Here is a 23,749-nt window from a genome sequence, read left to right on the forward strand (position 1 = left end):
CGGTGGCAAGGTCCAGGCGGCCGGACTCCGGCACGTCGCCGACCGGGCCGTCCGGCACTGCACACCTTCGCCGGCAACAGCCGCCACGACGATCCCTGGGCCGCCGGCCGCTACCGGCGCGCCCGAGACCGCGGCAAGCGGCGCTCCCAGGCCGTCCGCGTCCTCGGCCCGGGGTGGCTACGGATCGTGTTCGCTTGATTCCACGATGGCACACCCGTTGATCCGGCCGTGCATCACGCGCGGCACCGCGCGGATACCGCTGGATGCCGTGGTACAGCCAGGAGATCAATTAGAGCCAAAGCCGATCGGACCGCCGACGTCCCGGCGCGCCGTGGCACACCGGGACGTCCCCTTCTGCGTCTAGGTGCGGTCGAGGTAGAGGGTGAGCCCGGACTCGTAGCCGAGCCAGATCGTCGGCTCGCCGGCCAGGGCCACATAGCTGACCGTGCCGCCGTCGGCGCCGTTCACGGTGACGTCGGCGCGTTCGACGTGCCAGTCGTCGTCGAGGACGTCAGGGGGTGGGACGAACCGCAGGTAGGGCTGGTGGCGGTGCAGGTCGCCGAGGGTGAGCCGGGGGTTTCTGGGGTCGTTCCACTTGGGGCGCTTGACGTTGCCGCCCTCGCCGAGGATGTAGTCGTGGGAGGTGTGCTGCTGGAAGTCGGTGATGTCGGCGCGGTTGAGCACGAACTCGCGGCCGGCGACGCCCAGCAGCACCACGCCGTTCTCGTTGTCGACGTTGCCCAGAGTGCCGTCGTCGGGGTCGTTACCGGCGGTGTGGATGCGGGCGGTGATGGAGATGATCGCCTGGGGGCTGAGGGTCGGGTCGGTTGACATGCCGGATCTCTCCTTCTGGTCGGTCGGCATGGCCTGATCTGTTGGGGTTGAGCCGCTTGTGGGCGGGCTGGTCCTGCCGACACCCCAATACTCACTCAGTGCAGTCGGTTATCCACTGTCCGTTACGGGCTACTAATGTGACTTACGGTAACCGTAATGACACGCATGTGACCTCGGAGGTGGGAAAGGACTCGAAACGACCTACGCCCCGGAACCCCCGGGCGCCCGGCAAGAAGGGACCCCCATGAAACTCCTCACCGCCCCCTTGGCCGTCACGGCCGCACTGGCCACCGGCCTGTCCATGGCCATGCTGACCGCCACCCCCGCCCACGCCGATCCTCCGCCGAGCCTCACCGAGCTCTTCCACATCCTGACCCCCGGAACACCCCCCGCGAACCCGGCAAACCAGAACGCCACCTGTACCGACACCGACGGCACCCAAAGGCCGCAGGGCAGCGTGCGCCGGGGCTACCAACTCGGCATCCCGATCTGGGAGGTCTGCATGCCCGGCGCGCTCGGCGCCGTCGACTGGACCTACCATGGGCGCGTCGCCGATGGCCCGCCCACCGCGCCCAGCGCCATCCCTGGCGGCACCGACCGAATCATCACAAGGTGGCCGTAACGGCCCATGGCGCGAACCACGAGATACCACCCTCACGAAACACGTCAGGGCATCCTGGTCGACTCAGGAAATTGCCGCGCCGCTTCCGGTGCTCGCACCTCAGAGTCCTGGGAGGGCTCTGAGTCCGTGCGCGCCGGGTCGGCTTGCCGCTGGATGGCACGATGGCTCTTGTGAGAATGGTGGCTGATTCGCGGCCGAGCGAGGAGATGTGCCGCCGGCTCCCGATCGTGCTGACGGGGATGCTGACAGCGGCCGGAGACAGCGGAAGACACTGGGAGAAGCTGTTCAAGGAGGTCAGACTCCGAGCTCGGCCGCTGGGAGGCCAGGAGACCCCCTAGAGACGATCTTCGGCCGATTTGTAACAGCAGGTCAGGGGCTCGATTCCTCTTGTCGGCTCCCGGGTGAGGGACCCTATCCATGATCACCTGGATGGGGTCTCTTCCCGTTGTGGGAGGTTTTGGGAGATCATCTTCTTCTCGACTGGTATGGCTGTGGCAGGTCTGCTCGGCGACCCCGAGCGTAGATCGCCATGGTGACCTCGATGTCCGGGGCCCACGATCGCCTGGACGTTGTGAGGCGGCACACCGAGGATGAGCCGGAGCCTCACACAGGTGTGCCGGAGGTCGTGAGCCTCACGTCTTCCAGGTCCGCGGAATTGCGGATTGTGCTCCAGCCCAACTCGGTTTGTCCGGCTGCATCAAGTCCGGTCAGGCGTCCAAGCGTGTGATCGATCACGCCAATACGGTCGCTCCGGCGTGTGCGAACCGGTCGAGTCGCGCGCAGTCCTTCCGCGAGGGGCTTCAGATGGGGCAGCCCTGCGCATGGCAGCGGTGGGCGTGGGCCGCGGGGTGCCGTCACATAGTCGTCGCGGCGTTCCACGACCATTTCGAGTTCTTGATCGCATCCACTGCAGACAGATTATGGTCGGCTTCGAGATCGCAGGCAGGTCATCTGAATGATCAACTTTGCTTGATTCTTCTGATGGAGCAGTGGGTCAACGTTGGCGGGTGAGGTGCTTTGTGATCTCTACGGAATTCGGTGGGTAATGGGACGCCCCTCGCTGGGTGCGCGCCAACAGTGTAAGTGGTGTCCACTAATCTGGATGACTTTGAATGCATTCTTGAACGGCGGGGCTATTCTTTAGAATGTAGGTACAGAATGCCTTCCACTCATTGAGCGAGTTGGCGGAATCGACCGTTGAGTATACGTGAATACCACTGCAGAGGATGTCGCATAATATGCTGGCCAATGTGCGGACCTGTTCTTTGGCTGCGCGGCGTCGAGGGAGAGGGCGACCTGCGTAGAAGTAGGCGCGCAGGTGAGGGTGATTGAAGAAGGTCATCTCGAAGTCCCCCAGTCGGCGTAAGATGCTATCGAGTGCGGTGGCGCCTCCGATCGTATTGCTTATCCTTCGCTGCCTTGTCATTTCACGCGTTTGCCGGTACATGAAGACGGCGGTGACGAGGGAGATCCCGACTGCGCTCGTGCTGATAGTAAGGTTCAATAGGCTATTGGCGTCCATGAGAGTCATTGTAGATCTGCCTCAGGGTGCGGAAGCCTTCCTGGGCGGAGGGTGAACTCAAAGATGCGTTGGTTCGTCTGAGGTCGGGGCCTCAGTGATCAAGGGGGGCTCGGTGGAGGGCCCAGGAGTACGGTCATGTACCGACGGGGCACTGGTCGGGCTCACGCGAGGGACTATTCCCTCCTCAATAGTTAGATGATGTGATTGAGATTGGTCTCCGGAGCCGGGCCGGATATGCGATCACCATGCCCTGGCGGGTGCACACTGATCGTCATTCCCTCCGCAGGAACCGTCTGCTCATCCTCCGCCTGAAGGTAGTCCACCCCGGCCAGGGGCGATCCACACCGGGCCGCGGCGCCGGGGGCAATGGCTGAGGTGACAGCACCGTCCTCGCCCCTGACGTATCCGTGCCACCGTTGCTGCTTCGCCGTGGCCGTTCCCGAACAGCTCTTTCTCGCGACCCCGCTGGTCCGTGCCATGTGTAGCGTGGGGGCGGCTGTGGGAAACGCCTGTGCCGGTCGGCTCCAAGCCGGCTGAAGTGGCGTTGATGGAGGTCGGCGGGCGATTACGTTGGAGATGGGTTTCGCTTGCGGGTGCGGTAGGCCGCGGCCAGTGCGGCTGTGAGGAGGGTGGTCAGCACGCCCCAATAGGCCATACCGCGAGCCCCCAGGTTGGTTGCGTTCTCGGCGATATAGACCAGGCCGGGGAAGAGGTAGATGGTGGCGGCGAGGGCCCAGCGTGCGTCTCGGGCCGCGATGGTGGCGAAAAGGACGACGAGCAACGCCAGGATTTCCAGCGCTGACCGCGTCGGCATGCCGAACTCCGTGGACTGCAGGACCCAGTACTGCAAGGGGAAAAGGAGCCATAGCCATGATCGGGCGGGCATCGTCTGCACCCACCGCGATATTCGGGCTTTCGAGGGAGAGGGTGTGGATCGGAAGGCGAGTATGGCCAGGCCCGCCACGATCAGCCAGTAAGGCATGAGTGCCGAGATGTCGCCGAGGCCGGGTCCGTAGTAGGGGATGGGGATGTCTGCTATCTCGTAGATCAGGGGCCTGCTGACCTGGAAGGTGACGACCAGGGCGAGGGGTAGGGCCGCGCGTGTCCAGCCCAGGGTGATCGCGACCAGGAGCAGGAGCATCAGGGACGTCCATACGGCGTGGATCGGGTACGGCACGATGTGGACGTTCATCGCGACGGTGGCGGCGGCTACGGCGAGAATGCCCAGGTGTATCCCGTCCGCCCACCAAGGTGCTCCCGTCGGCCGGCTGGCGGCGCGGGCGGTGAGGCCGCCGGTGAGGAGGGAGGCGGCTTCGCGTAGCGTCGGTCGGTGCCGGTCCGGGCCGGCCACGTCCAGCAGGGTGCCGATCAGTTCGTCGCCGTGTTGCTCGCGATAGACCTTGGGATAGGCGCGTAACAGCCGGCGGTAGCGCTGTTCCAGTGCGCTTGTCATGCGCCGCTCACCGCCATCTGCCTGGTGACGAGCGCGGCTGCGCGCCGCAGGCGGGCGGCCTCGGTGTGGACTGCGGTCACGCCGTCGTCGGTGATGCGGTAGTAGCGTCGCGCGCGGCCGTTGACGATCTCTTCGCGCTCCACTGCCACCCATCCGGTCTCCGCCAGGCGGTCGAGGGCGCTGTAGAGGGTGCCCACCGCGAGGTTCACGTCCCCGGAGGACAGCGTGCGCACCGACTTGATGATCCCGTAGCCGTGCAGCGGCTCCCGTAGCAGAGCGACGAGGATGAAGTAGGTCGCCTCGGACAGTTTGCTCATACGAGCAGAATATATCGCCTGTCGAACTATTGTCATTGCCTGGAAAGCCGGCTGGTGACCTGCCTGTCCATTTACGGCGGAGCTACGATCCGGCTTCGTGACCGTGGTGAGGTCGGCCTGGAGCGGGCCTTGGGCCGCTGTCCCTGTCTCGGTTTGGGGACGCCTGATGGGTGGCTCCCTGGCATAATCACGCTTCGTGTTTACCATGTTACGCGCCTGGCTGGATGGGCGGTCGCGGGCGCTGGGAGGGGTGGTGCAGCGCGGGGTGGTCTTTGGGAGCGGCCGGCTCACTCAGGTGCGCGGGAACCAGACGATCATCATCGGGCGGGGGCCGGGGCCGCGTACGCAGGTTCGGGTGGGGGGTGGCTTGTGTCCCTATCCGGGGATGGCCGCGTTCGACGCGGCGGAGGCGCGGTGGTTCTTCGGCAGGGATGCCCTGGTCGCTGAGCTGGTGGGGCGGCTGGATCGGCGGATCGTGAGCGGGGGGATCCAGATGGTCGTGGCGCCCTCGGGGGCAGGGAAGTCGTCCCTGCTGCGGGCCGGGCTGCTGCCTCGGCTGGGTGCCGGGGCGTTGCCGGGGTCCGCGCGCTGGCCGGTGATGGTGCTGACACCGACCGCTGATCCGCTGGCCGCGCTGGCCGGGGGGATCTGCTCGCTCACCGGGGAGGATGCGGAGGCGGTCGCCGCCGCGTTGTCGGTCGACCCTGGTGCGTGTGCCCTGATGCTCGCTCGCGCGTTGGCCGAACAGGGCGGCGGGAATGGGGAATCGCCGCCTGACCGGGTCGTGGTGGTTGTCGATCAGTTCGAGGAGCTTTTCAGTCTCTGTGGCGCCGTGTCGAGGCGGGCGGCGTTCGTCGCGGCGCTCTCCCAACTGGCCACGGACCATGTGGGGCTCGTGGTGGTGGCGCTGCGGGCCGACTTCTTCGCCGACTGCCTGGCGGTGGATCGGCTGCGCGCGGCGTTGCGGGACGATCCGTTGCTGGTCGGGGCGATGTCGGCGGCGCAGGTGCGCGAGGCGATCCTGTGCCCCGCCCAGGATGTCGGGCTGGAGGTCGAGCCGGGGCTGGTCGAGGTCCTGTTGAGCGATCTCGGCGTCAGTGACCATGACGCCGGAGGCGCGTATGAGGCGGGACGGCTTCCGCTGCTGGCGCATGCCCTGCGGGCCGCCTGGTCGAGCGGCGACGGCGTGACGCTGACCGTCCAGGGTTACCGGAACACCGGGGGGATCCGCGGCGCCGTCGCCATCACGGCGGAGGGGACGTTTCTGAAATTGGACGACGACGGGCGACGCGCCGCCCGGTGGATGTTCCTCCGGCTGGTCAGGATCGGTGACGGCGCCCACGACACTCGGCAGCGGGTGCGGACCGCCGACCTGGCCCAGGCGGGCGAATCCGTCGATGTCGTGGTGACCGCGTTCACCGAGGCCCGGATGCTCACTCGCGACCACGACATCGTCGAGATCAGCCACGAGGCGCTGCTCCGTGAGTGGCCCAGGCTGCGGCGCTGGCTGGATGACGACCGGGCCGGACGGCTGACCCACCAGGACCTGGAGGAGGCCGCGGCCGGGTGGCAACGCGACCGGCGCGATCCCGCGGCACTGTATCGGGGCAGCCGCCTGGAGGCCGCCGTCGCCTGGGCCGCGAGGTCCGCGCCCGACGAGGCCAGCCGTACCGCGCAGGCGTTCCTGGCCGCTTCGGTCCGGCTGCGACGCCGTGCCGCGCGGCGACGTACCGCGGTGGTCACCGTTCTGGCGGTCCTCGTCGCTCTGACCGGCGGTGCCGCGGTGGTCGCCACCCACTACGCGGCCACCGCCAACGGTCAGCGGACGCTGGCGCTGTCGCGGCAGATGGCCGCGCAGAGCCAGCTCCTGCTCGACGTCGATCCGCGGCTCGCGGCGAGACTGGCCGCGACCGCCTGGCATCTCGCTCCGGGCCTCGAGTCCCGCCACGTTCTGCTCCACACCTGGTCGTCAGCCCGGGACGTGCTGACGGGCCAGGGGGGCGCCATGGCGTCGGTGGCGTTCAGCCCGGACGGCGCCTTGGTAGCAGGCGGGGGAAGCGATGGCACGGTCCGGCTGTGGCGGATGTCCGACCGACGGCCGGTGGGCGCCCCGATGACGGGCCATGACGGCATGGTCAACGCCGTGGCGTTCAGCCCGGACGGCGGCGCGCTGGCCAGCGCGGGCGATGACGGGACGGTCCGGCTGTGGCGGGTCACCACCCGCAGCCCGCTGGGCGTGTGGATCCGGCACACCCAGGACGCGGAGACCATCGCGTTCAGTCCGGACGGCAGCATGCTGGCCAGCGCCGGGGACGACCGGGTGATCCGGCTGCGGGGGATCACGACCTCGCGGGAGGACGCGCTGGCCGGGCACACCACTGAGATCAATTCCATTGTCTTCTCCGCGAACGGCGCACGTTTGCTGAGCGCGGACGCGGCGGGCACCGTCCGGCGGTGGGACGTCGCGAGCGGTACGGGCGAGGTGCTGGTCGAAGGCGGCGGTACCGACGAGTCGATCGAGGCGCTCGCGCTCAGGCCCGGCGACAGCACGCTGGCCCGCGCGGGAGACGGTGGGGAAATCCGCCTGCGGGACGCGGCGACCGGGCGCGGCGCCGCGCTGGAAGGCCATGCCGGAGACGTCCAATCGCTGGCCTTCAGCCCCGATGGTCGCACGCTGGCCAGCGCCGGCAGTGACACCACCGCCCGGCTGTGGGATGTCGAGACCGGGCGCGGGGTCACACTGGAAGGTCACACCCAGGACCTGACCTCGGTCGCCTTCAGCCCCGACGGCCGCTCGCTGGCGAGCGCGAGCGAAGACGGGACGATCAGGCTGTGGGAGATCGGCGGATCCCGCGAGGCCGTACTGCGGGGCGCCACGGACGACGTCAGAGCGGTCGCCGTCCACCCCGGCGGGACGGTGCTCGCCGCCGCCGGAGACGACGGGAGACCGCTGCTGTGGCGGCTCGCCACCCGCCGCCGCCTCGATGGGCCGCCGACCGCGCGGCTCGGCCGCACACTTGCGCTGGCCTTCAGTCCGGACGGCGGCGCGCTGGCCTCCGGAGGCGACGACGGGCGGGTACGGCTGTGGCACCTCGCCGATCGGCGCCCGAGCGTCACCGTCGCCGAGCACGCGGGGCAGATCCGCGCCCTGGCGTTCAGTCCGGACGGCGGCGCGGTCGCCGTCGCGGGCGAGGGGAGCGCCATCGGTGTGTGGCGACCGGCCTCGGCGCGGCGTGTCCTGCTGCACGGCCACACCGACGACGTCAACGCCGTGGCGTACAGCCCGGACGGCGCGCTGCTGGCCGGCGGCGGTGACGACGCGACGATCCGGCTGTGGTGGGCGGCCACCGGATGGCCGCGCGGTGTCCCGCTGACCGGCCATCGGGGCGACGTCAGGTCGGTCGCGTTCAGCCCTGACGGGGCCATGCTGGCGAGCGGCAGTGAGGACGGCACGCTCCGGGTGTGGGATGTCGCCACGCATCGTCAGGTCGGTCCGGACATGACCGGGCACACCGGGGCCGTCCGTTCGGTGGTCTGGCATCCCGGCGGGGCCATGCTGGCGAGTGGTGGCGAGGACGGGACGGTGCGGCTGTGGGATGTCGCCACGCATCGTCAGGTCGGTCCGGACATGACCGGGCACGCCGGGATCGTCCGCTCGGTCGCCTGGACTCCCGACGGGGCCACGCTGGCCGCCGGTGACGAGGAGGGGACGGTCCGGCTGCACGACGTCCGGCTGCCCGCCGACCCGTTCCCCGAGGTGTGCGCGATCGCCGCCGGATCGCTCACGCCTGTTCAGTGGGCCAGGTATCTGCCGGACCAGCCCTATCTGCGGGTCTGCCCCGAACCGGCGGGGTCTCATGAACAGAGCGCGTTGGATGACTTATCGGAGGTCGCAGATGTTCGTCGTGCGCAGACGCACGCTGGCCCGGGGTGGGGCCGCCATCGCGGTGGGGGCCATGATCGGGCTGGCCGTGTACTTCGCCCGCGTGGGACTGAAGGAGGCGGATCAACTGGCCAGCGTGCTCGGGTCGTTCGTCGCGATGCTCGGGCTCGGGGTGGCGGTGTACGGGCGGGTCGCCGGCCCTGACGACGCTCGCGACGCCCATGCCGGGCCCGGCGTTCCGGGCTCTGGTGATCGCCCGGTCGCGGTTGATCGCCCGGTCGCGGTGGGCGGCGGTGCCGCCGGAGACCGCCGGCCCGGCGACCGGGCCAACGGCGCCCGGATGGACGCCGTGGTGTTCGGGAACGGGCAGGTCGTCCAGATCGGTGGCGACCAGGTCATCTACGAGCGGTGAGGCTCGGGGCGGCGGGGTTTATGATCGCCCGGTGGCGGGGCGGATGGTCGTGTTCGCGTGTGCGGGGTGCGGTGCGGAGTTGACCGCGCCGGTGTCGCGGGTCGCCCTGCCCGACCATGCGCATCAGTTCTACCAGTGGGTGCTGATGCCGGCGCTCCTGGAACCGGGGACGTACGCGGTGGACCCCGAGCCTCAAGGACCGCCGTGGCGGATGTGGGATGAGGTCGGGGCGGAGGAGGCCGCCGCTCGTGGGGTGTACGCGCCGGTCATATCGCTTTCGTACGGCCCGGCGGGGCGGGTGGCGGTCGCGCCGGGAGATGTGCGGTGGACCGCGCCGATCCTCGCGCGGTGCGTCGGGTACTGCTGCGGCCACCACGGCGGGGAGGGCGTGAACCTGGCCTGCGCCGGGTGTGGGCGGGCGGTGGCGACGCGGGTGGACGACTGCTCGTACTGGCAGGTGGTGTGGCTGGAGCCGGGCGCGGTACGGCGGGTCGTCCAGGAGGAGTCCGCTCCGGTGATCGCGGGCTGGGAGGACCTGCCGTGCGAACCGGCGGTGGATCTGGCAGGGAGGTGGAATCCGATCTGGGAGGCGGCTGCCGGGGTGGCGTTGGCGCGTGTGGTCGTGGCGTCGGGGGGTGGGCCGGTGCGGGTCGCTGATGGGCCGGCGGCTCGGTTCTTTCAGCCTTGGCTGGATTTCCTGCTTCCGCGGAAGGGGGTGGCGAAGGTGCTTGGGGTGGTGGGGCCGGGGGTGGGGGAGAGCAGGGCGGACATCGTGTTGGTGCCACGGCATCCGCAGACCGGGCGGGCGTGGAGGGTTCGGTTGGGGACGGCGGTGCCGTTGGCGGGCGGGGTGTGGGCCGGTCTTGCGTTCGGGGACGGGTGGCCGCCGGTTCCCGCGTCGGGGAGGATGCCGGACGGTGTCCTGCGGGACGAGCCGCCGCCGCGTCCGCCGTGGGTGCGGTTCGAGCCGGACCAGGATCTGTTCGTGCACAGGCTGGCGCGGTCGCCGCAGGTTCGGGAGCCCTGGCTGCGCGCGATCTACGACAGGGTGCGGGAAGGCACCCGGTGGCGGTCGGTCGATGGGTAAAAATACTCAGCGTATTCCTGGGATTACCCACAGAAAGTACGGCGTGCGGCGTACCGTGCTGGCATGCCTCCCGCGCACACCAGTCCGGTGACCGATCTGGTTCGAGCCTGTCATCGCTTCACCACGCACATGAGACTGCTGGCCGACCAGCTCGGCCGGGTGCCCGTCGATGACGGGGACGTGACGCTTTTGGATGAGGCCACGCAGAGTGCGCGGATCGCGTTGTGGCATGTGATCGCCCGGTCCAATGGGGCGTTGCAGCGGCCGACGGAGGGCAATGAGTGCTCGTTCTTCACGGTGATCACGGATGCCGAGTGGCAGCGCCTGATGGAGTCGGGTGAGCTGCCCAGGGAGCATGCCTACGAGTGCGGGATGTCGGCCGATCACCCGGGCCCGCACGTCACGTTCATCTATGAGGCGATGGGCACCTTTCAGGGGTGGTGGCTGCGCTGGCGCGGCCGGGAAAGGGAGTTGGTGATCCACCCGTACTGCGGGGAGGTTCAGCGCGGGCTCGACCCCGACGGGCTTGACGACACCAACTGCCTGCTTTTCCAGGGACACCCCTGCCCGCACCGTTTCTAGCGGTCTAACGGAAAACCGCGCGGAGTGACGCCGGGGTTAAGAAACAGAGTTATGGCCATCGCCATTGCTTCGGCTGACTCGCCTTGACACGATGCGTAAGATCTTCGACCTGCTGAGAGAAGCGCATCATGAGGCCCAGGAGATGGCTGAGCGCGCTTGTTGCGATCGCGTTGCTCGGCATCGTGTCACCGTCAGAAGCGGCCCCTGTGGCCGCGCCCGTCTGCGCCCCCGGTACGACCGTCGTCACCGACACCGGCACGTTGTGCGGTACGGCGGGGCAGGGGGTCCGATCCTGGCTCGGCGTCCCTTACGCCGCGCCCCCGGTGGGCGACCTTCGCTGGACGCCCGCCCGACGGCACGCCCCCTGGCCAGGGGAACTGCAGGCCACCGAGCGAGGCAGCCCCTGCCCGCAGGCCCCGCTGCTCGGGGCGGGCTCGGAGAACGAGGACTGCCTCAAGCTCAACATCGTCGCCCCCGCTGACGCGCACAGCAAGCCGCTTGCCGTGATGGTGGAGTTCCACGGCGGCGGCTTCCGGTTCGGCGCGCCCGGCCCGGGCGACCACCTGGCGCGCGCCGGGCAGGTGATCCATGTCGGGGTGGGTTACCGGCTCGGCGTGTTCGGATTCCTCTCCCATCGAGGATTCGGCGCGAACTCCGGCAACTACGCCCTGAGCGACCAGCAGGAGGCGCTGCGCTGGGTGCAGCGCAACATCGCGGCGTTCGGCGGCGACCCGGGCAACGTCACGATCTTCGGCGCCAGCGCCGGCGGGTCGAGCGTGTGCGCGCACGTCGCCTCGCCCACCGCGCGCGGGCTGTTCGCCAAGGGGATCGTGCAGGCCGGTGAGTACAACTCGCTGCGCGGCGCGAACACCGTCTGGCAGCCGCAGGACTGCAAGGCCGAACTGCCCACGCAGACCGAGGCGCAGCAGACCGGTGACCGTTTCGCCACCGCGCTCGGCTGTGCCCAGGCCACCCCGGCCGAGGCGGCGGCCTGCCTGCGTGGCAAGCCGGTCAAGGCGCTGCTGGACCAGTCGTCGGACGGCATGGCTCCGGACCGCGGCACGATCGCGCCCATCGTGGACGGCCGCATCCTGACCAGTTCACCGGGGCTGGCGTTCGCCAAGGGCAGGGTCAACAAGGTCACAGTGATGCACGGCGTCGGCCGTGACGAGGTGCAGATCCCGCCCGCCAACACGCCGGAGCAGTACGAGAAGCTGGTCCGCGACCAGTACGGCCCGCTCGCCCCCGAGGTGCTGGCCCGCTATCCGCTCAAGCGCTATCCCGAGCCCGCGCCGTTCATCGCCTCCCGCACGATCGTGGCCGACAGCAACTCGGTCTGCCCGGCGCTGCGCAACGACGAGCGGCTGGCCAGGCGGATCCCGGTGTTCGCCTTCCAGGTGGACAACACCGACGCCCCGCCGCTGTTCTTCCTGGACCGGACCAAGCCGAACGGCAGCTTCCACATCAGCGAGGCCCCGTTCCTGTACGGGCCGGTGACCAACGAGGGGGCCAACCAGCAGGCGTTCGGCGTCCAGTTGGTCGCGCAGTGGACGGGGTTCGCCCGGACCGGCGACCCGACCGTGGACGGCACGCCGTACTGGCCCCGCTACACGATCAAGGACCCGGCGGTCATGTCCCTGGCCCCGGCGGGTGACAGCGTCGCCACCCGCGAGATCGCCAGGCAGCACAACTGCGACTTCTGGGATGAGCACACACCGTACGTGAGCGAGGAGAGACGATGACCGGCAGACGACTCATTCGCGCGGCTGCGGCGCTGGCCGCGCTCTGTTTGGCGGTGACCGCCAGCCCCGCGACCGCGACCCCCGCGCCGGGCGGGGGTGACCGGCCGCACCACGGGGACTGGTCGATGTGGCAGCAGAACCCGTGGGGCTGGCGGCACAACGCCGCCGAACGCGAGATCACCGCCGGCAACGTCGCCGGCCTGGAACTCAAGTGGGCCTTCGCCTACCCGAAGGCCGCGGGCGCCCCGCGCAGCCAGGCCGCCGTCGTCGGCGACACGGTCTACTTCGGCTCGCCCGAGGGCAAGATGTACGCCAAGGACGCCGAGACCGGCGCGGCCAAGTGGGAGTTCGACCTCGCCACGGTCGGCCAGGGCGGCTGGCCACCGCAGGTCCAGGACGGCCCCGCGGTGGCCAGGGGCAAGGTGCTGTTCGGTGACAGCCGCGGCTACTTCTACGCCGTGGACCAGCGCACCGGCAAGCTGGCCTGGGCCCGCCGGCTGGACGACAAGCTGGCCGCGCTGGTGACCAGTTCGCCGGTCGTCCTGGGCCGCAGGGTGTTCGTCGGCGTGTCGAGCGGCGAGAACATCATGGGCAAGGACCACGAGTGCTGCCAGTTCCGCGGCCACCTCAACGGCCTGGACATCGACTCCGGCAAGCTGGTGTGGCGGTTCTACACCACGCCCCCGCCGGTGGCGGACGGCACCTGGCCGAACGGCAAGACCCGCTACGCGCCCTCCGGCGCCGGGGTCTGGAGCAGCCCGGCGGTGGACCCGATCACCCGTACGGTCTACGTCGGCACCGGCCAGAACTACACCGGCAGCGCCGGACACTACGACTCCGTGCTGGCCATCAACGCCGACACCGGACGCCCCCGCTGGACCCGCAAGATGACCGACGTGGACACTTGGCGGATCGAGTGCTCGTTGCCCACCCCCCAGGACCGCGAGTACTGCCCCAACTTCCCCGACGGCACCGCGCTGGACTTCGACCTCGGGGCCGCGCCGAACCTGTTCCGGGCCGGCAAGCGGGCGCTGGTCGGGATCGGCCAGAAGAACGGCGTCTACCACGTGCTCGACGCCCGCACCGGTGAGATCGTCTGGCAGCGGTCGCTGTCCAAGCCGCAGCCCGGCGGCGGCCTGACGGGCGTCCAGTGGGGTTCCAGCTATGACGGCAAGCGGCTCTACGTCGCGACGTACATGGCCTCCCCGGGCACGCTGTTCGCGCTCGACCCGGCCACCGGGCACCTGCTGTGGGAGACGCCGAACCCGGCCGACGGCTGCACGACCGGCGGCGCGTCGCAGTTCCCGCAGTTGTGCAGGCCCGGTCATTCCACCGCCGTGTCCACCACCCCCGGAGTGGTGTGGGTGGGCAGCACCGACGGCAAGGTGCGCGCGTACTCCGCCGAGACCGGCCAGGTGCTGTGGACCTACGACACCATCCAGGACGTCGTGGGCGTGAACGGGCTCACCGGCCGCGGCGGGCAGGTCGCGGGCACCGGCGGCCCGGTGATCTCGCACGGCATGGTCTACACGCAGTCGGGCGCCGGGTTCTTCCCGTACCCGAGCCCGCACGGCGCGGTGTTCATGGCCTTCGGCCTGCGCTGATCCTCGCTTGTTCAAAAGACCCCCGGCGGCGGATCAATCGTCGCCGGGGACGCGCCGCCAGTGCTGGCGCTTGTCGCGGTCGCGGACCACGACACCGAGGCGGGCCAGTTCCGTGCGAAGCTCCGCGGCGTCGTCGCCGCGATCCTTTTCCAGCGCACGGGCCCTGGCCCGCAGCAGGGCGTTGGCGGTGGGGGACAGCTCCGGGTGGTCCTCCACCCAGCGCCGGAACTCCTCGCGGTGCGGGTCGCCGTCGGCGTGCCAGGGGTAGCCGTGGCGTACGAAGGCGTCCCGGATGCGGGCGGCGGACGGCAGCGAGCCGCGCGACCTGGCGATCTCCTCGGTGGCGTGGCCGAGCAGGACCACGGCCTTGCCGTCCAGGTACGCCGCGCCGACGTCGGCCCGGCGTACCTCCTGGCGGGAGTCGCCGTACACGAGGCTCGCCCGGTCGTCGTCCACGGTGATCACCACGTGGTCCGCGATCGCCAGGAAGGCCAGTACCAGGCCCGCGACGCCCCCGACGGCCAGCGCCCCGATCGTGACGTGCGGCTCGGGCAGCGACGCGATGAACTCCAGCGGCTTGTCGAACGGGACCCACGGCAGCGTGATCGCCCACCCGGCGATGGCCTTGATCCCCCAGCCCAGGCCCGCGCCGAGCACCGGGAACCCGGCCCAGACCAGGGCCTGTTCCGCCGGCGGCAGGGTGACAACGGTCGCTGTCACACCGTCACCCGCCCGGCCCGCGAAGCACGGACTCCCGCCGACGCGATGAGCAGCACGACACCGATCAGGAAGAACATGTTGTGCCCCAGCTTAGCGGCGGCCGTCACATCGCCGATGGGTTCGGTGACGAACGCCGTCACGCTCGTGCTCAGCAGCGCACCACCGGCCACGGCCAGCCGGTGGTGCGCCCCCCACCCGGTCCGCCGCGACCACGTCCACAGCAGCGCGAGCAGTACGGCGAGCCGTCCCGCGAGCACCGCGAAGCCCCGCCAGTCGATGGCCATCGCCGGATCGAGCCCGGCCCACTCGACGACCAGAGCGAAGAGATCCGGCACGAGCAGCAGCACGAACGCGACCACGCCGACGACCCACGGGCCGGGCGCCGGGCGGCCGATCGGCGGGGCGGGCCGCCGGCCCGTGGCGAACGCCGCGACGATCAGTGCCACGACCACCGCGCCGGCCCCCGTGAGCTGCGCGGCGGTGGGCACGAAGCCCTCGGTGTCCAGGTGCCACTTGACCACGAACGCGGCGGCGAGCCCGAACGCGACCACCGCCACCGCCAGTCCGGGCAGCCCGAGCCAGGGCGTGGCCCTGCGGTCCGGGACGAACGTCTCCACGATGGCGATCGGCGCGCAGACGCTGAAGATCACATGCCCGGCCACCCAGCCGAGCGACAGGTAACCGCCGAGGCCCAGCGCGGGAACATAGGTCGCCTCCAGCATCGGGCCGAGGTAGTCGATGTCCCGGTAGGACGGGTTGAACATCGCCTGGTCGATCATGCCGGGCTGGAGCACGCCGAACGCCGTCGCGAGCAGCAGCATGGCCGGCCGGCCCCGTCCGGCGCGGCGGGCGGTCTCGCGGATGATGAGCGCGGCGCAGCCGTACAGGGGGACGAAGACGACCAGCCCGCCGAGCAGTTCGGTGACGTTTCCCGTGGAGTCGTCGTATCCGGCCAGGTACTCCGCGCACACCGGGGCGAGCAGCAGCAGGCCCAGCACGGGTGGCAGCCGCGTCGCCGTTCGCGGAGGCGGCGGGGTGTCGGTTCGCATGCCCCGACGCTAGGGACGGGCGGGGCGGCGGCGGATCGGCCACGGGTCGCCTCCGGCGTGACCGAGGTCGCCGCCCGGTGCCCGGCGCTCAGCGCAAAGTAGCGGGCGCCCCGCTACTTTCGTCGCGGGCCAGGGTGAGCATGGCGTCGGCGGTGGCCCTGGTCATCGAGCCCGCCGCCGCGTCCGACCTCGCGGCCATGATCGCCGAGGCGTACGGTCTGACCCCGCGCGAGCTTGAGATCACCCAGTGCGCGGTGCGCGGGCTGACCGTCGCCGAGATCGCCGGACGCCTGCTCATCTCCCCGCACACCGTGCGCGACCACCTCAAGGCCGTGTACGGCAAGGCGGAGGTGTCGGGGCGCGGCGAACTGGTCGCGCGGTTGTTCGCCGACCATTCGTGGCCGTCGGTGAATCGTCAGGCGCGGGTGTACAGAAGATAGACGCTGGCTATTTTCCAGGCTTTCTCGTCGAGGTCGGCGAGCACCCGCACCGGTTTTCCGTCCAGCCCGGCGACCACCACCTGGAAATCGCGGCCTTTTCCGGCCACCGCGATGAAGTGCCGCTCGTCCCACCAGCCGAGCAGGGACTCGGCCGGGAAGTTCACCTTTTTGGTGATCTTCCCCTCTGGCCAGCGCACCACGCACACCTCGGGGTCGTCCTCGTAGGGGCACCAGGTGAGCAGCCTGCGGCCCGAGGGGGAGAAGGCGTATTCGCCGTTGGGGGTGTTTCCCACCTTGAGCGACCGCCGTAGCCGGCCGTCCAACCAGTATTCCTTGATCTCACCGTCCTGCCAGGAGATGACGCTGCGGGCGCCGGGAGTCCATTCGAAATATGCCTCGGGGTTGGGGTCGGTCACCTTGGCCTGGCGGTAGGTGAGCTTCTTCGGGTCCACGATGGAAAAGCCGCTGACCGCCCACTTGGTGTCGGTCAGTTTCTTGCGCTCGGTGCCGACGAGGTAACGGCCGTCCGGCGACCAGCGCAGCCAATCCGTGATCCATGGCCCACGTACGGTTTTGACGCGCTTTTCCGCCCAGGTGCCGCGGTCCAGCAGGACGACCTCGTCGCGTCCGTCGGCCGCGTATTCCTCCGACAAGCCGGCGATCCGGTCACCGCGCGGCGAGACCGTCAAGCCGTAGTACTGGGTCCTTTTGGTGAAGACGTCGCTTCCTTTGCCGCGTAGATAGACGCCGTGGTACAGCTCGTACGACGTCACGCGTAACCGGTCGTCCGGCCTTTCGTGCAGGGTGACCCCGGTCGCGGGAAGTTCGATATGCACGACGCCGCCGGTTTCCGCCGACACCGGCCCGGCATTCAGCAGCGCCAGGAAAATGGCGAACCCGCCAAGGCGAATATGTGATTTCACGGCGCTGATCCTAAACCGCGACGGCGGACGCGGGCGCGGTGATCGCGCCCGCTCGCCGGGGTGATTCAGCTCAGTTGAACACGGCGGCGTGCTCGCGGACCCACTGGGCGAACGTCCGCGCCGGGCGGCCGGTGACCTTCTCCACGGTCGGCAGCACCAGGTCGCCCGTGATCGGCGGGTCGGTGCGCACGGTCAGGAAGAACTCGATGTCGCCGTCGCCGTAGCCTTCCGCGCGCCAGCGCGCGATCATCTCGTCCCGGCTCAGCTCGACGAACCGGATCTCCCGCCCCAGCACCTCACCGAGCACCCGCACCCGCTCCGGCATGGTCAGCGCCTCGGGCCCGGTCAGCCAGTACTCCTGCCCGGCGTGACCGTCCCCGGTCAGCGCGACCGCCGCCACCGAGGCGATGTCCGAGTCGTGGATCATCGCGCTCCTGGCCTCGGCGAACCCCTCGCGTACCGTCCCCTCCTCCCGGATGGAGGCCGCCCACTCCAGCGTGTTGGACATGAACTCCACCGGCGCGAGGTAGGTCCATTCCAGCCCGCCGGCCTCGATCGCCGCTTCCAGCGGGCTCTTGTCCACGTCGCCCTTCAGCACCGTCACCCTGCGCACGCCCGCCCGTACCGCCGTGGACACGATCTGCTCGCCGTTGGTGAGCGGCGCGTAGTCGTCCCCACCGAAACAGATCAGGTGCGCGGCGGTGACCCCCTCGAAGGCCGCCTCCAGCCCGGAACCACCGGCCAGGTCGCCCGCCACCACCTCGGCCCCGGCCGGGAGATCGGCCTTGGCCGGGTTCCTGGTCAGCGCGCGTACCCGGTGCCCGGCCGCGAGCAGTTCGGCCACCAGGGGCCGCCCGACGTTGCCGGTCGCACCCGTCACGAGAATCGTCATGGGGAATCTCCTCTCTCTCGGACCCGCACGTTATGAGCACTGGAGGACACTTGATGTCCGCCACTCGCCGCCGGTCCGGGCCCTCAGCGCAGGGCGTCCACCGGTTCCATGCGGGCCGCGCGCAGCGCCGGGTAGAGCCCGGCGAGCAGGCCGACCAGGGCCCCGGCGGCCGGGGCGGCGAGTACCGGCGCGATGTCGAGCACCGGTGTCCACTGCCGTACGGCGGCCACCGCGACCACCGCGACGACGCCCACGCTCGCCCCGATCACGCCCCCGGTCAGCCCGATGAGCGTGGACTCCACCAGGAACTGCGCCGCGACGTGCCGCCGGGCGGCCCCCAGCGCGCGGCGCAGGCCGATCTCGGAGGTCCGTTCGAGCACCGTGACCAGCGTGACGTTGGCGATGCCGACCGCGCCCACCACCAGCGACACCAGGCCCAGGATCAGGAACAGCCCGTTGACGTCGCCCTCGACGGCGTCCCTGGCCCGGGTGGGGCTGGGCGGGGTGATCACGTGCAGCTCGCCGCTCCTGGCCGGGCTGAGCGCCCGGGGGAGCTGCCCCGCGATCAGCTCGGCCGCGCCCAGGCGGGTGTTGACCAGGACGCGGGTGACGTCCTTGAGCCCGAAGTCGGCCCCGATGCCGGGCGGCACGATCACCGCCGTGGACAGCGCCTGGTCGCGGCCGAGGCCGGACAGGATGCCGATGACGCTGTAAGCGCGCTCGCCGATGAACACGGCGGGGCCGTCGGCCAGCCGGGACACGCCGAGCATGCGGGCGGCGTCCGCGCCGAGCACCACGACACGGTCGCCCCGCCGTACGTGGCCCTCGTCGTAGAAGCGGCCCGCGGAGACGCGCCCGCGCACGGCGGCCGGGAGGTCCACCGTCGCGGCGACCACGGCGAGGTTGCGGCCGGTGACCCTGGTCGGGTCCACCAGCCGGTTGGCGGTGACGGTCAGGTCGGTGTCCCCTTCGTTCTGCGCGACGGCGGCGGCCGAGGCGACTCCGCGCAGCCGGGTCAGCTCGGCCGGGGCGTCCCAGCCGACCAGCGGGCCGTCCTCGGTCTGCGGCACCTCCACGGTGATGGCCGTCGCGGTCAGCTCGTCGAACCGGCCGACGATCCGGTTGCCCGCCGTGGCGGCCACGCCCAGCGTGATCACCAGGGTGGCGATGCCGAGCACGGTGCCGAGGGTGGTAAGGGCCGTGCGCAGCGGCCGGGCGAGCACCCCGGCCACCGCCTCGGCCCAAAGGTCGCGCGGGTCCACTCATTCCTCCCTCAGCAGGCCGTCGATGATCCGCACCCTGCGCCCGGCGCGGGAGCTGACCTCGTCCTCGTGGGTGATGACCACGATGGTGAGCCCCTGTTCGCGCAGCTCGTCGAACAGGTCCAGGAGCAGCGTGGTGTTGTGGCCGTCCAGGTTGCCGGTGGGCTCGTCGCACAGCAGCAGCGACGGGCGGCCGAGCAGCGCGCGGGCGACGGCGACGCGCTGGCGTTCGCCGCCGGACAGCCGGTTCGGCGGGAATTCCGCGCGGTGCCCCATGCCGACCCGTTCCAGGGCCTGTACGGCACGCGCCCGCCGCCCCTTGCGCAGGCCGGTGGGCGGTTGCCGGTAGACCTCGGCCAGCATGACGTTCTCCAGTACCGGCCGGTGCTGGAGCAGGTGGAAGGACTGGAAGACGAACCCGATCCGCCCGCCGCGCAGCCGGGTGCGCTCGCCGTCGGGCAGTGTGGTCGTGTCGATGCCGTCCAGCAGGTACCGTCCCGACGTGGGCCGATCCAGCAGCCCCAGCGTGTTGAGCAGGGTGGACTTGCCCGACCCCGAAGGACCGATCACCGCCACGTAGTCGCCCGCCGCGACCCGCAGCGACGCGCCGCGCAACGCGTGTACCGGCGGCTCGGCCGGGAAGACCCGGTCCACGTCCACGAGCCGGATCACCGGCTCGGCGGCCCCGGGCTCAGCCATTGCCGATCACGACCCGGTCGCCCTCCTTGATCGCCCCGCTGACCTGGACCCGGCCGTCGGCGGTGAGCCCGGTGCGCACCTCCACCGCGCGGGTGCGGTCGGTCGCGTACTCCACCTGGACGCGCGGCCTGCCGTCCGCCGCCGTGATCACCGCGGCCACCGGCACGGTCAGCACCTCGCCCTCGGTCTCGCCCACCGTGATCCGGACCGTCACCGCGGCCCCCGCCTGCTCGCGCAGTTTCGCCGTGCCGGCCGGTGTGATCCGCACCGGGACGCTGCCCGGGTCGGCCTGTTCGTCGCTCTTCTCGGTCGGGACGCGGGCGTCCGCGCCCATCGCGGTGAGCCGCGCCGGGTGCGTCTTGCCCGCGCCGGTCTCGATGACGGCGGGCAGGCCCTCGCGCAGCAGTCCGGCCTCCTGGTCGTCCACCGAACCGTTGATCACCATGGCCGTGCCGGTCACCGTGCCGACCGTGGCCGCGACCGGTTCGCCCGCTCGCAGCGCGGTCTTGGTCAGCCTGGCGGGCAGCTCGGGCAGGAACACGATCTCGCCGGGCGGGATGCTGATCCCGTACGCCGCCTGGTACTCCAGCAGGTTCGCCCGGGCCCTGGCCAGTTTGTCCCGGCCGTTGGTGATCTTGAGCCGGAGCGGCCCGGTACGCCGGGCGTCGCGCAACGCCTCCTCGGCCGCCAGCACCGCCTCCTCCGCGGTCCGGATCGCCTTGCCGTCCCCGGCCTTCCGCGCCGCGCGCAGGTCGGCGCGCGCGTTGGCCAGCCGTTTGCGCAGCGAGCCGACGTCCTCGGCCTTGCGCAGCGCGGCCCGGTCGGCCGCCAGCGTCTCCTCGGCGGTCTGCACCGCCGCGCGCAGCTCGCCGAGCGCCTGCCGGGCGTCCAGGCCGGGCTCCTGGGCGCGGTACCCCCGCGCGCGGTACCACCGCTGGACCGCCGCCGCCGTCCCGGCGTCGAACACGCCCGAGCGGGGCGCGCCGAACCGGAGGCGGCGCAGCGCCCGCTGCAACTGCCGCACGTCGGCCCCCCGGGTGCCGGGCGCGATCGTGCGGTGCATCGGCACCTTCCCGGCCAGGGCGAAGACCGGGCGGCCGTTCACCTCCATGAGCGGCCTGCCCGCAACGATCCGGCCCGGGCGCGGCGCCCGCGTGACGCGCTGGGGGGCCGCGCCCTCGGTCGCCGGGCCGACCGCTCCCGCCAGGGTGATCGTCAGCGGCGAGCCGTACTCCAGGGTGCCGTTGAGCGCCACCGCGCTGGTGAGCTTCTGTCTGCGTACCGGGGCGGTGACCAGTGAGGGCCGGGGCGGTTCGCGCAGCGCGGCCTCGTCGGCGGGGGAGCGCAGCGAGCCGCCCACGATCCACCCGGCGCCCGCGATCAGGACCACCCCGCCGACGATCCCGGCGAGTAGCCGGCGCGGGGATTTCACCGTCACCGTTACAGCCCGAAGTCCCGGTGGACACGCTGCTCGATCTCCCGCTGGGCGGGCAGGAAGGCGGCGTAGAAGTCCTTGCCGCAGGCGAGGTCGTCGAGCGCGTCCTTGACCTCCCTGTCCAGGTAGGGGCGGGCCTGCTCGACCGTGAGGTTCGGTTCGTAGCGCTCGACCTTCTTGGTGCCGAGCCCCTCGGCGACGTCGTCGGGGATCTTCTCGCCCATCGGGCGCTTCACCGCCTCGAACCGTTCCCTGCCCCGGGAGGCGATGGCGGTCGGCTTGGTGGACGGCACGGAGTACCCCTTGGCCTTCAGGCAGGACGCGGTGGCGGCGGCCAGTTCGACCAGTTCGGCGTCGCCGTCGAGTTCCTGTTCGGCCGTTCGCTGGGCGGTCTCCTCGGCCTGCTCGAAGTGGTCGAACCGGCCCTCGATCCGCTTCCCGGTGACCTGCTTGATCGTGTCGGCGTAACACCGGTCCTCCGCCTCCCGGTAGGCGGCGTACTGGCTCTTGGACAACGACGCGATGAACTTGTGGTTCGGATTGACGACCTTCGGCTTGGCGGTCTCGTCCGGCTCGACCATGGGGTTGCCGAGTTCCTGGGGGTAGACGTAGATCGCGAACACCCCGTACCCCTGCTTCTGCCGGTGCGCGAGCATCGCGGCGTGGTCGCCGGTCAGCGCCTTGCCCGCCGCCTCACTGGTCGGCTGCAACGGCGGGGCCACGAAGGGCACGTACTGGAAGCCGCGCCCCTTCATGCAGTCGGCGATGATGTTCTCGATCTTCCGCTTGGTCTCCGAGCCGGTGGCCGCGGGGGACGCGGCGGTCGGCGTCGCGGCGGAGCCGCACGCGGCCAGCAGCGCCAGCGGTACGGCGGCGCAGGCCGCACGAATGGATTTGGGCATGGTCCACCTCAATGTCGGGCAAAAGGCTCGGTCAGAGCAGGGTGTGCCGGCTCGCCCTGTGGGCGGCCGTTGCCGCGGCTGCGGTCAGGAAGACCAGCAGGGCCAGGTGCGCGTAGTCGCCCCGGGTGGCGGTGCCGATGTTCTCCGCCTGTTCGACGACCTCTACGGGCAGGTAGAGCAGGGCGGCGAGCGCCCAGCGGGGGTCCGCGGCGACGTGCCCGGCCCATACGGCGAGCAGCAGCAGGCCGATCTCCAGGGCGGTCCTGCCGGGCGTCGCGGTGGGGTCGGTGAGGGCCCGCATGTCGGTGTTGACCCCGATCAGCAGCGGTACGGCCAGGGCCCACCGCCAGGAGCGGGCGCGGGGGGCGGCCCGTCGTACGGCGAGCACCGCCGCGCCCAGGAAGACCATCGCGTGCGCGGTCGCCGGGGCCGCAGGGCCGCCCGCGGACAGCAGCGCGGGCACCCCCCACTCCCGTGGCAGCGGGTCGGCGAACACGGGTAGCAGCGTGCCGTCCAGCCATGGCAGGCCGAGGCCGATCGCGGCCACCTTGACGCAGGTCAGCCCGGCCGCCGGGAGCGCGAGCCAGAACCGGCGGCGGGCCACGGCCACCGCCGTGAACACCGCCAGGCCGGTCCACAGCGGGATCGTCCCGGCGTACGGCAGCAGCATGGCGACGTTGGCGACCGACAGCGCGGTGATCGCCAGATGTACGGCGTCGGCCCACGCCGGTCCCCGCGCGGCCTGGACGGCCCGCGTCCGCAGGCCCCCGGCGAGCAGCGCCACCGCCTCGGTGAGCGGCGGCGTCGAACGATGCGGCTCGGCCGTCGCCAGGAGCGTGGCGATCAGCTCCTCGCCGTGCCCGGCGCGGTAACCGCGGGGGTAGGCGAGCAGCATCCGCCGGTACCTGCGTTCCAGAGGACCTGACGGGGGCGTCGTCATGTCGGCGCGGGCCACCACGCGGCCCGCCGCCCGAGTGCCAGACCCACTGCGGCCCGGGAGGTCAGCGGCACGAACGCCGACCCGGGCAGCGCCCGTCCGGTCACCACCGAGGCGGCCTGCCGCATCCGCTCGGCCTCGGTCAGCACCAGCCTGGTGCCGTCGTCGGTGAGCCTGAAGTAACGCCGTGGCCGTCCGTCCACCACCTCTTCCCGCTCGACCGCGATGAGCCCACCGCCGGCCAGCCGGTCGAGCGCGCCGTACAACGTGCCCACGGGCAGCTTGACCCGCCCCTCGGACAGCCCGAGCACATGCTTGATGATCCCGTGCCCATGCAACGGCCCGTCCAGCAGCGCGGCCAAGATGAAGTACGTCGACTCACTGACCGGCCCAGATCCCTTAGCCATGCCGCCGACCATACTTCGCCGCGCG

The 23,749-nt window shown here is 70.9% G+C and carries 22 protein-coding genes; 8 read left to right on the plus strand and 14 right to left on the minus strand.

The annotated features are described in order from the left end of the window. Nucleotides 1-360: 360 nt before the first annotated feature. Nucleotides 361-834, minus strand: coding sequence for a hypothetical protein (locus tag ACH34R_RS04475; protein WP_397559997.1), 474 nt, complete (start codon nt 832-834; stop codon nt 361-363). Between the two features lie 244 nt (nt 835-1,078). Here ACH34R_RS04475 and ACH34R_RS04480 point away from each other — a divergent pair, with 244 nt between their 5' ends. Continuing rightward, entirely contained in the window at nt 1,079-1,456 is a 378-nt protein-coding gene (locus tag ACH34R_RS04480) for a hypothetical protein (RefSeq protein WP_397559998.1), read from the plus strand. A gap of 1,093 nt (nt 1,457-2,549) precedes the next feature. On the opposite strand, the gene ACH34R_RS04485 is transcribed toward ACH34R_RS04480, so the two are convergent. From ACH34R_RS04485 to ACH34R_RS04495, 3 genes are all read right to left on the minus strand, one after another. After that, the gene (locus ACH34R_RS04485) at nt 2,550-2,978 is read right to left on the minus strand and encodes a hypothetical protein (protein WP_397559999.1); all 429 of its coding nucleotides are present in this window, start codon (nt 2,976-2,978) and stop codon (nt 2,550-2,552) included. Nucleotides 2,979-3,543: 565 nt separating this feature from the next. Then, nucleotides 3,544-4,431, minus strand: a complete 888-nt coding sequence (locus ACH34R_RS04490) for a hypothetical protein (protein ID WP_397560000.1) — start codon at nt 4,429-4,431, stop codon at nt 3,544-3,546. Continuing rightward, nucleotides 4,428-4,748: a PadR family transcriptional regulator gene (locus ACH34R_RS04495; RefSeq protein ID WP_397560001.1), complete on the minus strand. Its 321-nt coding sequence runs from the start codon at nt 4,746-4,748 to the stop codon at nt 4,428-4,430. The genes ACH34R_RS04490 and ACH34R_RS04495 overlap by 4 nt, the downstream gene beginning before the upstream one ends. Before the next feature lie 385 nt (nt 4,749-5,133). On the opposite strand from ACH34R_RS04495, the gene ACH34R_RS04500 reads away from it, so the two are divergent. From ACH34R_RS04500 to ACH34R_RS04525, 6 genes are all read left to right on the plus strand, one after another. Further along, complete coding sequence (locus tag ACH34R_RS04500; protein ID WP_397560002.1) at nt 5,134-8,835, plus strand: hypothetical protein; 3,702 nt, start codon at nt 5,134-5,136, stop codon at nt 8,833-8,835. Further along, a complete protein-coding gene (locus ACH34R_RS04505; protein WP_397560003.1) occupies nt 8,768-9,043 on the plus strand; it encodes a hypothetical protein in 276 nt (91 codons plus the stop codon). The genes ACH34R_RS04500 and ACH34R_RS04505 overlap by 68 nt, the downstream gene beginning before the upstream one ends. 31 nt (nt 9,044-9,074) lie before the next feature. Further along, on the plus strand, nt 9,075-10,130 hold the full coding sequence (locus ACH34R_RS04510) for a hypothetical protein (RefSeq protein ID WP_397560004.1): 1,056 nt from the start codon (nt 9,075-9,077) through the stop codon (nt 10,128-10,130). 63 nt (nt 10,131-10,193) lie between these two features. Next, the gene (locus tag ACH34R_RS04515) at nt 10,194-10,712 is read left to right on the plus strand and encodes a hypothetical protein (RefSeq protein ID WP_146607754.1); all 519 of its coding nucleotides are present in this window, start codon (nt 10,194-10,196) and stop codon (nt 10,710-10,712) included. Nucleotides 10,713-10,840: 128 nt separating this feature from the next. Then, nucleotides 10,841-12,454: a carboxylesterase/lipase family protein gene (locus ACH34R_RS04520; RefSeq protein ID WP_397560005.1), complete on the plus strand. Its 1,614-nt coding sequence runs from the start codon at nt 10,841-10,843 to the stop codon at nt 12,452-12,454. Further along, complete coding sequence (locus ACH34R_RS04525) at nt 12,451-14,058, plus strand: PQQ-binding-like beta-propeller repeat protein (protein WP_397560006.1); 1,608 nt, start codon at nt 12,451-12,453, stop codon at nt 14,056-14,058. The genes ACH34R_RS04520 and ACH34R_RS04525 overlap by 4 nt, the downstream gene beginning before the upstream one ends. Nucleotides 14,059-14,091: 33 nt before the next feature. Here the strand turns inward: ACH34R_RS04525 and ACH34R_RS04530 are convergent, their stop codons facing one another. Both ACH34R_RS04530 and ACH34R_RS04535 read right to left on the minus strand, forming a co-directional pair. After that, nucleotides 14,092-14,778 (minus strand): hypothetical protein, encoded by a 687-nt coding sequence (locus ACH34R_RS04530; RefSeq protein WP_397560007.1) that lies wholly within the window; start codon nt 14,776-14,778, stop codon nt 14,092-14,094. Continuing rightward, nucleotides 14,775-15,827 carry a hypothetical protein gene (locus ACH34R_RS04535; RefSeq protein ID WP_397560008.1) on the minus strand — a complete coding sequence of 351 codons (1,053 nt, stop codon included), beginning with the start codon at nt 15,825-15,827 and terminating at the stop codon, nt 14,775-14,777. Before ACH34R_RS04535 ends, ACH34R_RS04530 begins: the two co-directional genes overlap by 4 nt. A gap of 140 nt (nt 15,828-15,967) precedes the next feature. Between ACH34R_RS04535 and ACH34R_RS04540 the strand changes: the two genes are divergently transcribed. Next, entirely contained in the window at nt 15,968-16,267 is a 300-nt protein-coding gene (locus tag ACH34R_RS04540; RefSeq protein WP_397560009.1) for a helix-turn-helix transcriptional regulator, read from the plus strand. Here ACH34R_RS04540 and ACH34R_RS04545 read toward each other — a convergent pair. The 8 genes from ACH34R_RS04545 to ACH34R_RS04580 all read right to left on the minus strand — a co-directional run bounded on the left by ACH34R_RS04545 (nt 16,243) and on the right by ACH34R_RS04580 (nt 23,724). Beyond that, nucleotides 16,243-17,190 carry a hypothetical protein gene (locus tag ACH34R_RS04545; protein ID WP_397560010.1) on the minus strand — a complete coding sequence of 316 codons (948 nt, stop codon included), beginning with the start codon at nt 17,188-17,190 and terminating at the stop codon, nt 16,243-16,245. The genes ACH34R_RS04540 and ACH34R_RS04545 overlap by 25 nt on opposite strands. 70 nt (nt 17,191-17,260) lie before the next feature. Then, nucleotides 17,261-18,082 carry an NmrA family NAD(P)-binding protein gene (locus tag ACH34R_RS04550; RefSeq protein WP_397560011.1) on the minus strand — a complete coding sequence of 274 codons (822 nt, stop codon included), beginning with the start codon at nt 18,080-18,082 and terminating at the stop codon, nt 17,261-17,263. A gap of 83 nt (nt 18,083-18,165) precedes the next feature. Beyond that, nucleotides 18,166-19,344 carry an ABC transporter permease gene (locus ACH34R_RS04555; RefSeq protein ID WP_397560012.1) on the minus strand — a complete coding sequence of 393 codons (1,179 nt, stop codon included), beginning with the start codon at nt 19,342-19,344 and terminating at the stop codon, nt 18,166-18,168. Next, nucleotides 19,345-20,043, minus strand: coding sequence for an ABC transporter ATP-binding protein (locus ACH34R_RS04560; protein WP_397560013.1), 699 nt, complete (start codon nt 20,041-20,043; stop codon nt 19,345-19,347). Then, nucleotides 20,036-21,481, minus strand: coding sequence for a peptidoglycan-binding protein (locus ACH34R_RS04565; protein ID WP_397560014.1), 1,446 nt, complete (start codon nt 21,479-21,481; stop codon nt 20,036-20,038). The genes ACH34R_RS04560 and ACH34R_RS04565 overlap by 8 nt, the downstream gene beginning before the upstream one ends. Nucleotides 21,482-21,483: 2 nt before the next feature. Beyond that, nucleotides 21,484-22,380, minus strand: coding sequence for a hypothetical protein (locus ACH34R_RS04570; protein WP_397560015.1), 897 nt, complete (start codon nt 22,378-22,380; stop codon nt 21,484-21,486). A gap of 31 nt (nt 22,381-22,411) precedes the next feature. After that, nucleotides 22,412-23,320 (minus strand): hypothetical protein, encoded by a 909-nt coding sequence (locus ACH34R_RS04575; RefSeq protein ID WP_397560016.1) that lies wholly within the window; start codon nt 23,318-23,320, stop codon nt 22,412-22,414. Then, a complete protein-coding gene (locus tag ACH34R_RS04580) occupies nt 23,317-23,724 on the minus strand; it encodes a PadR family transcriptional regulator (protein ID WP_397560017.1) in 408 nt (135 codons plus the stop codon). The genes ACH34R_RS04575 and ACH34R_RS04580 overlap by 4 nt, the downstream gene beginning before the upstream one ends. Nucleotides 23,725-23,749 lie beyond the last annotated feature (25 nt).

The sequence above is a fragment of the Spongiactinospora sp. 9N601 genome, assembly GCF_044326295.1.
Taxonomy (GTDB): domain Bacteria; phylum Actinomycetota; class Actinomycetes; order Streptosporangiales; family Streptosporangiaceae; genus Spongiactinospora; species Spongiactinospora gelatinilytica.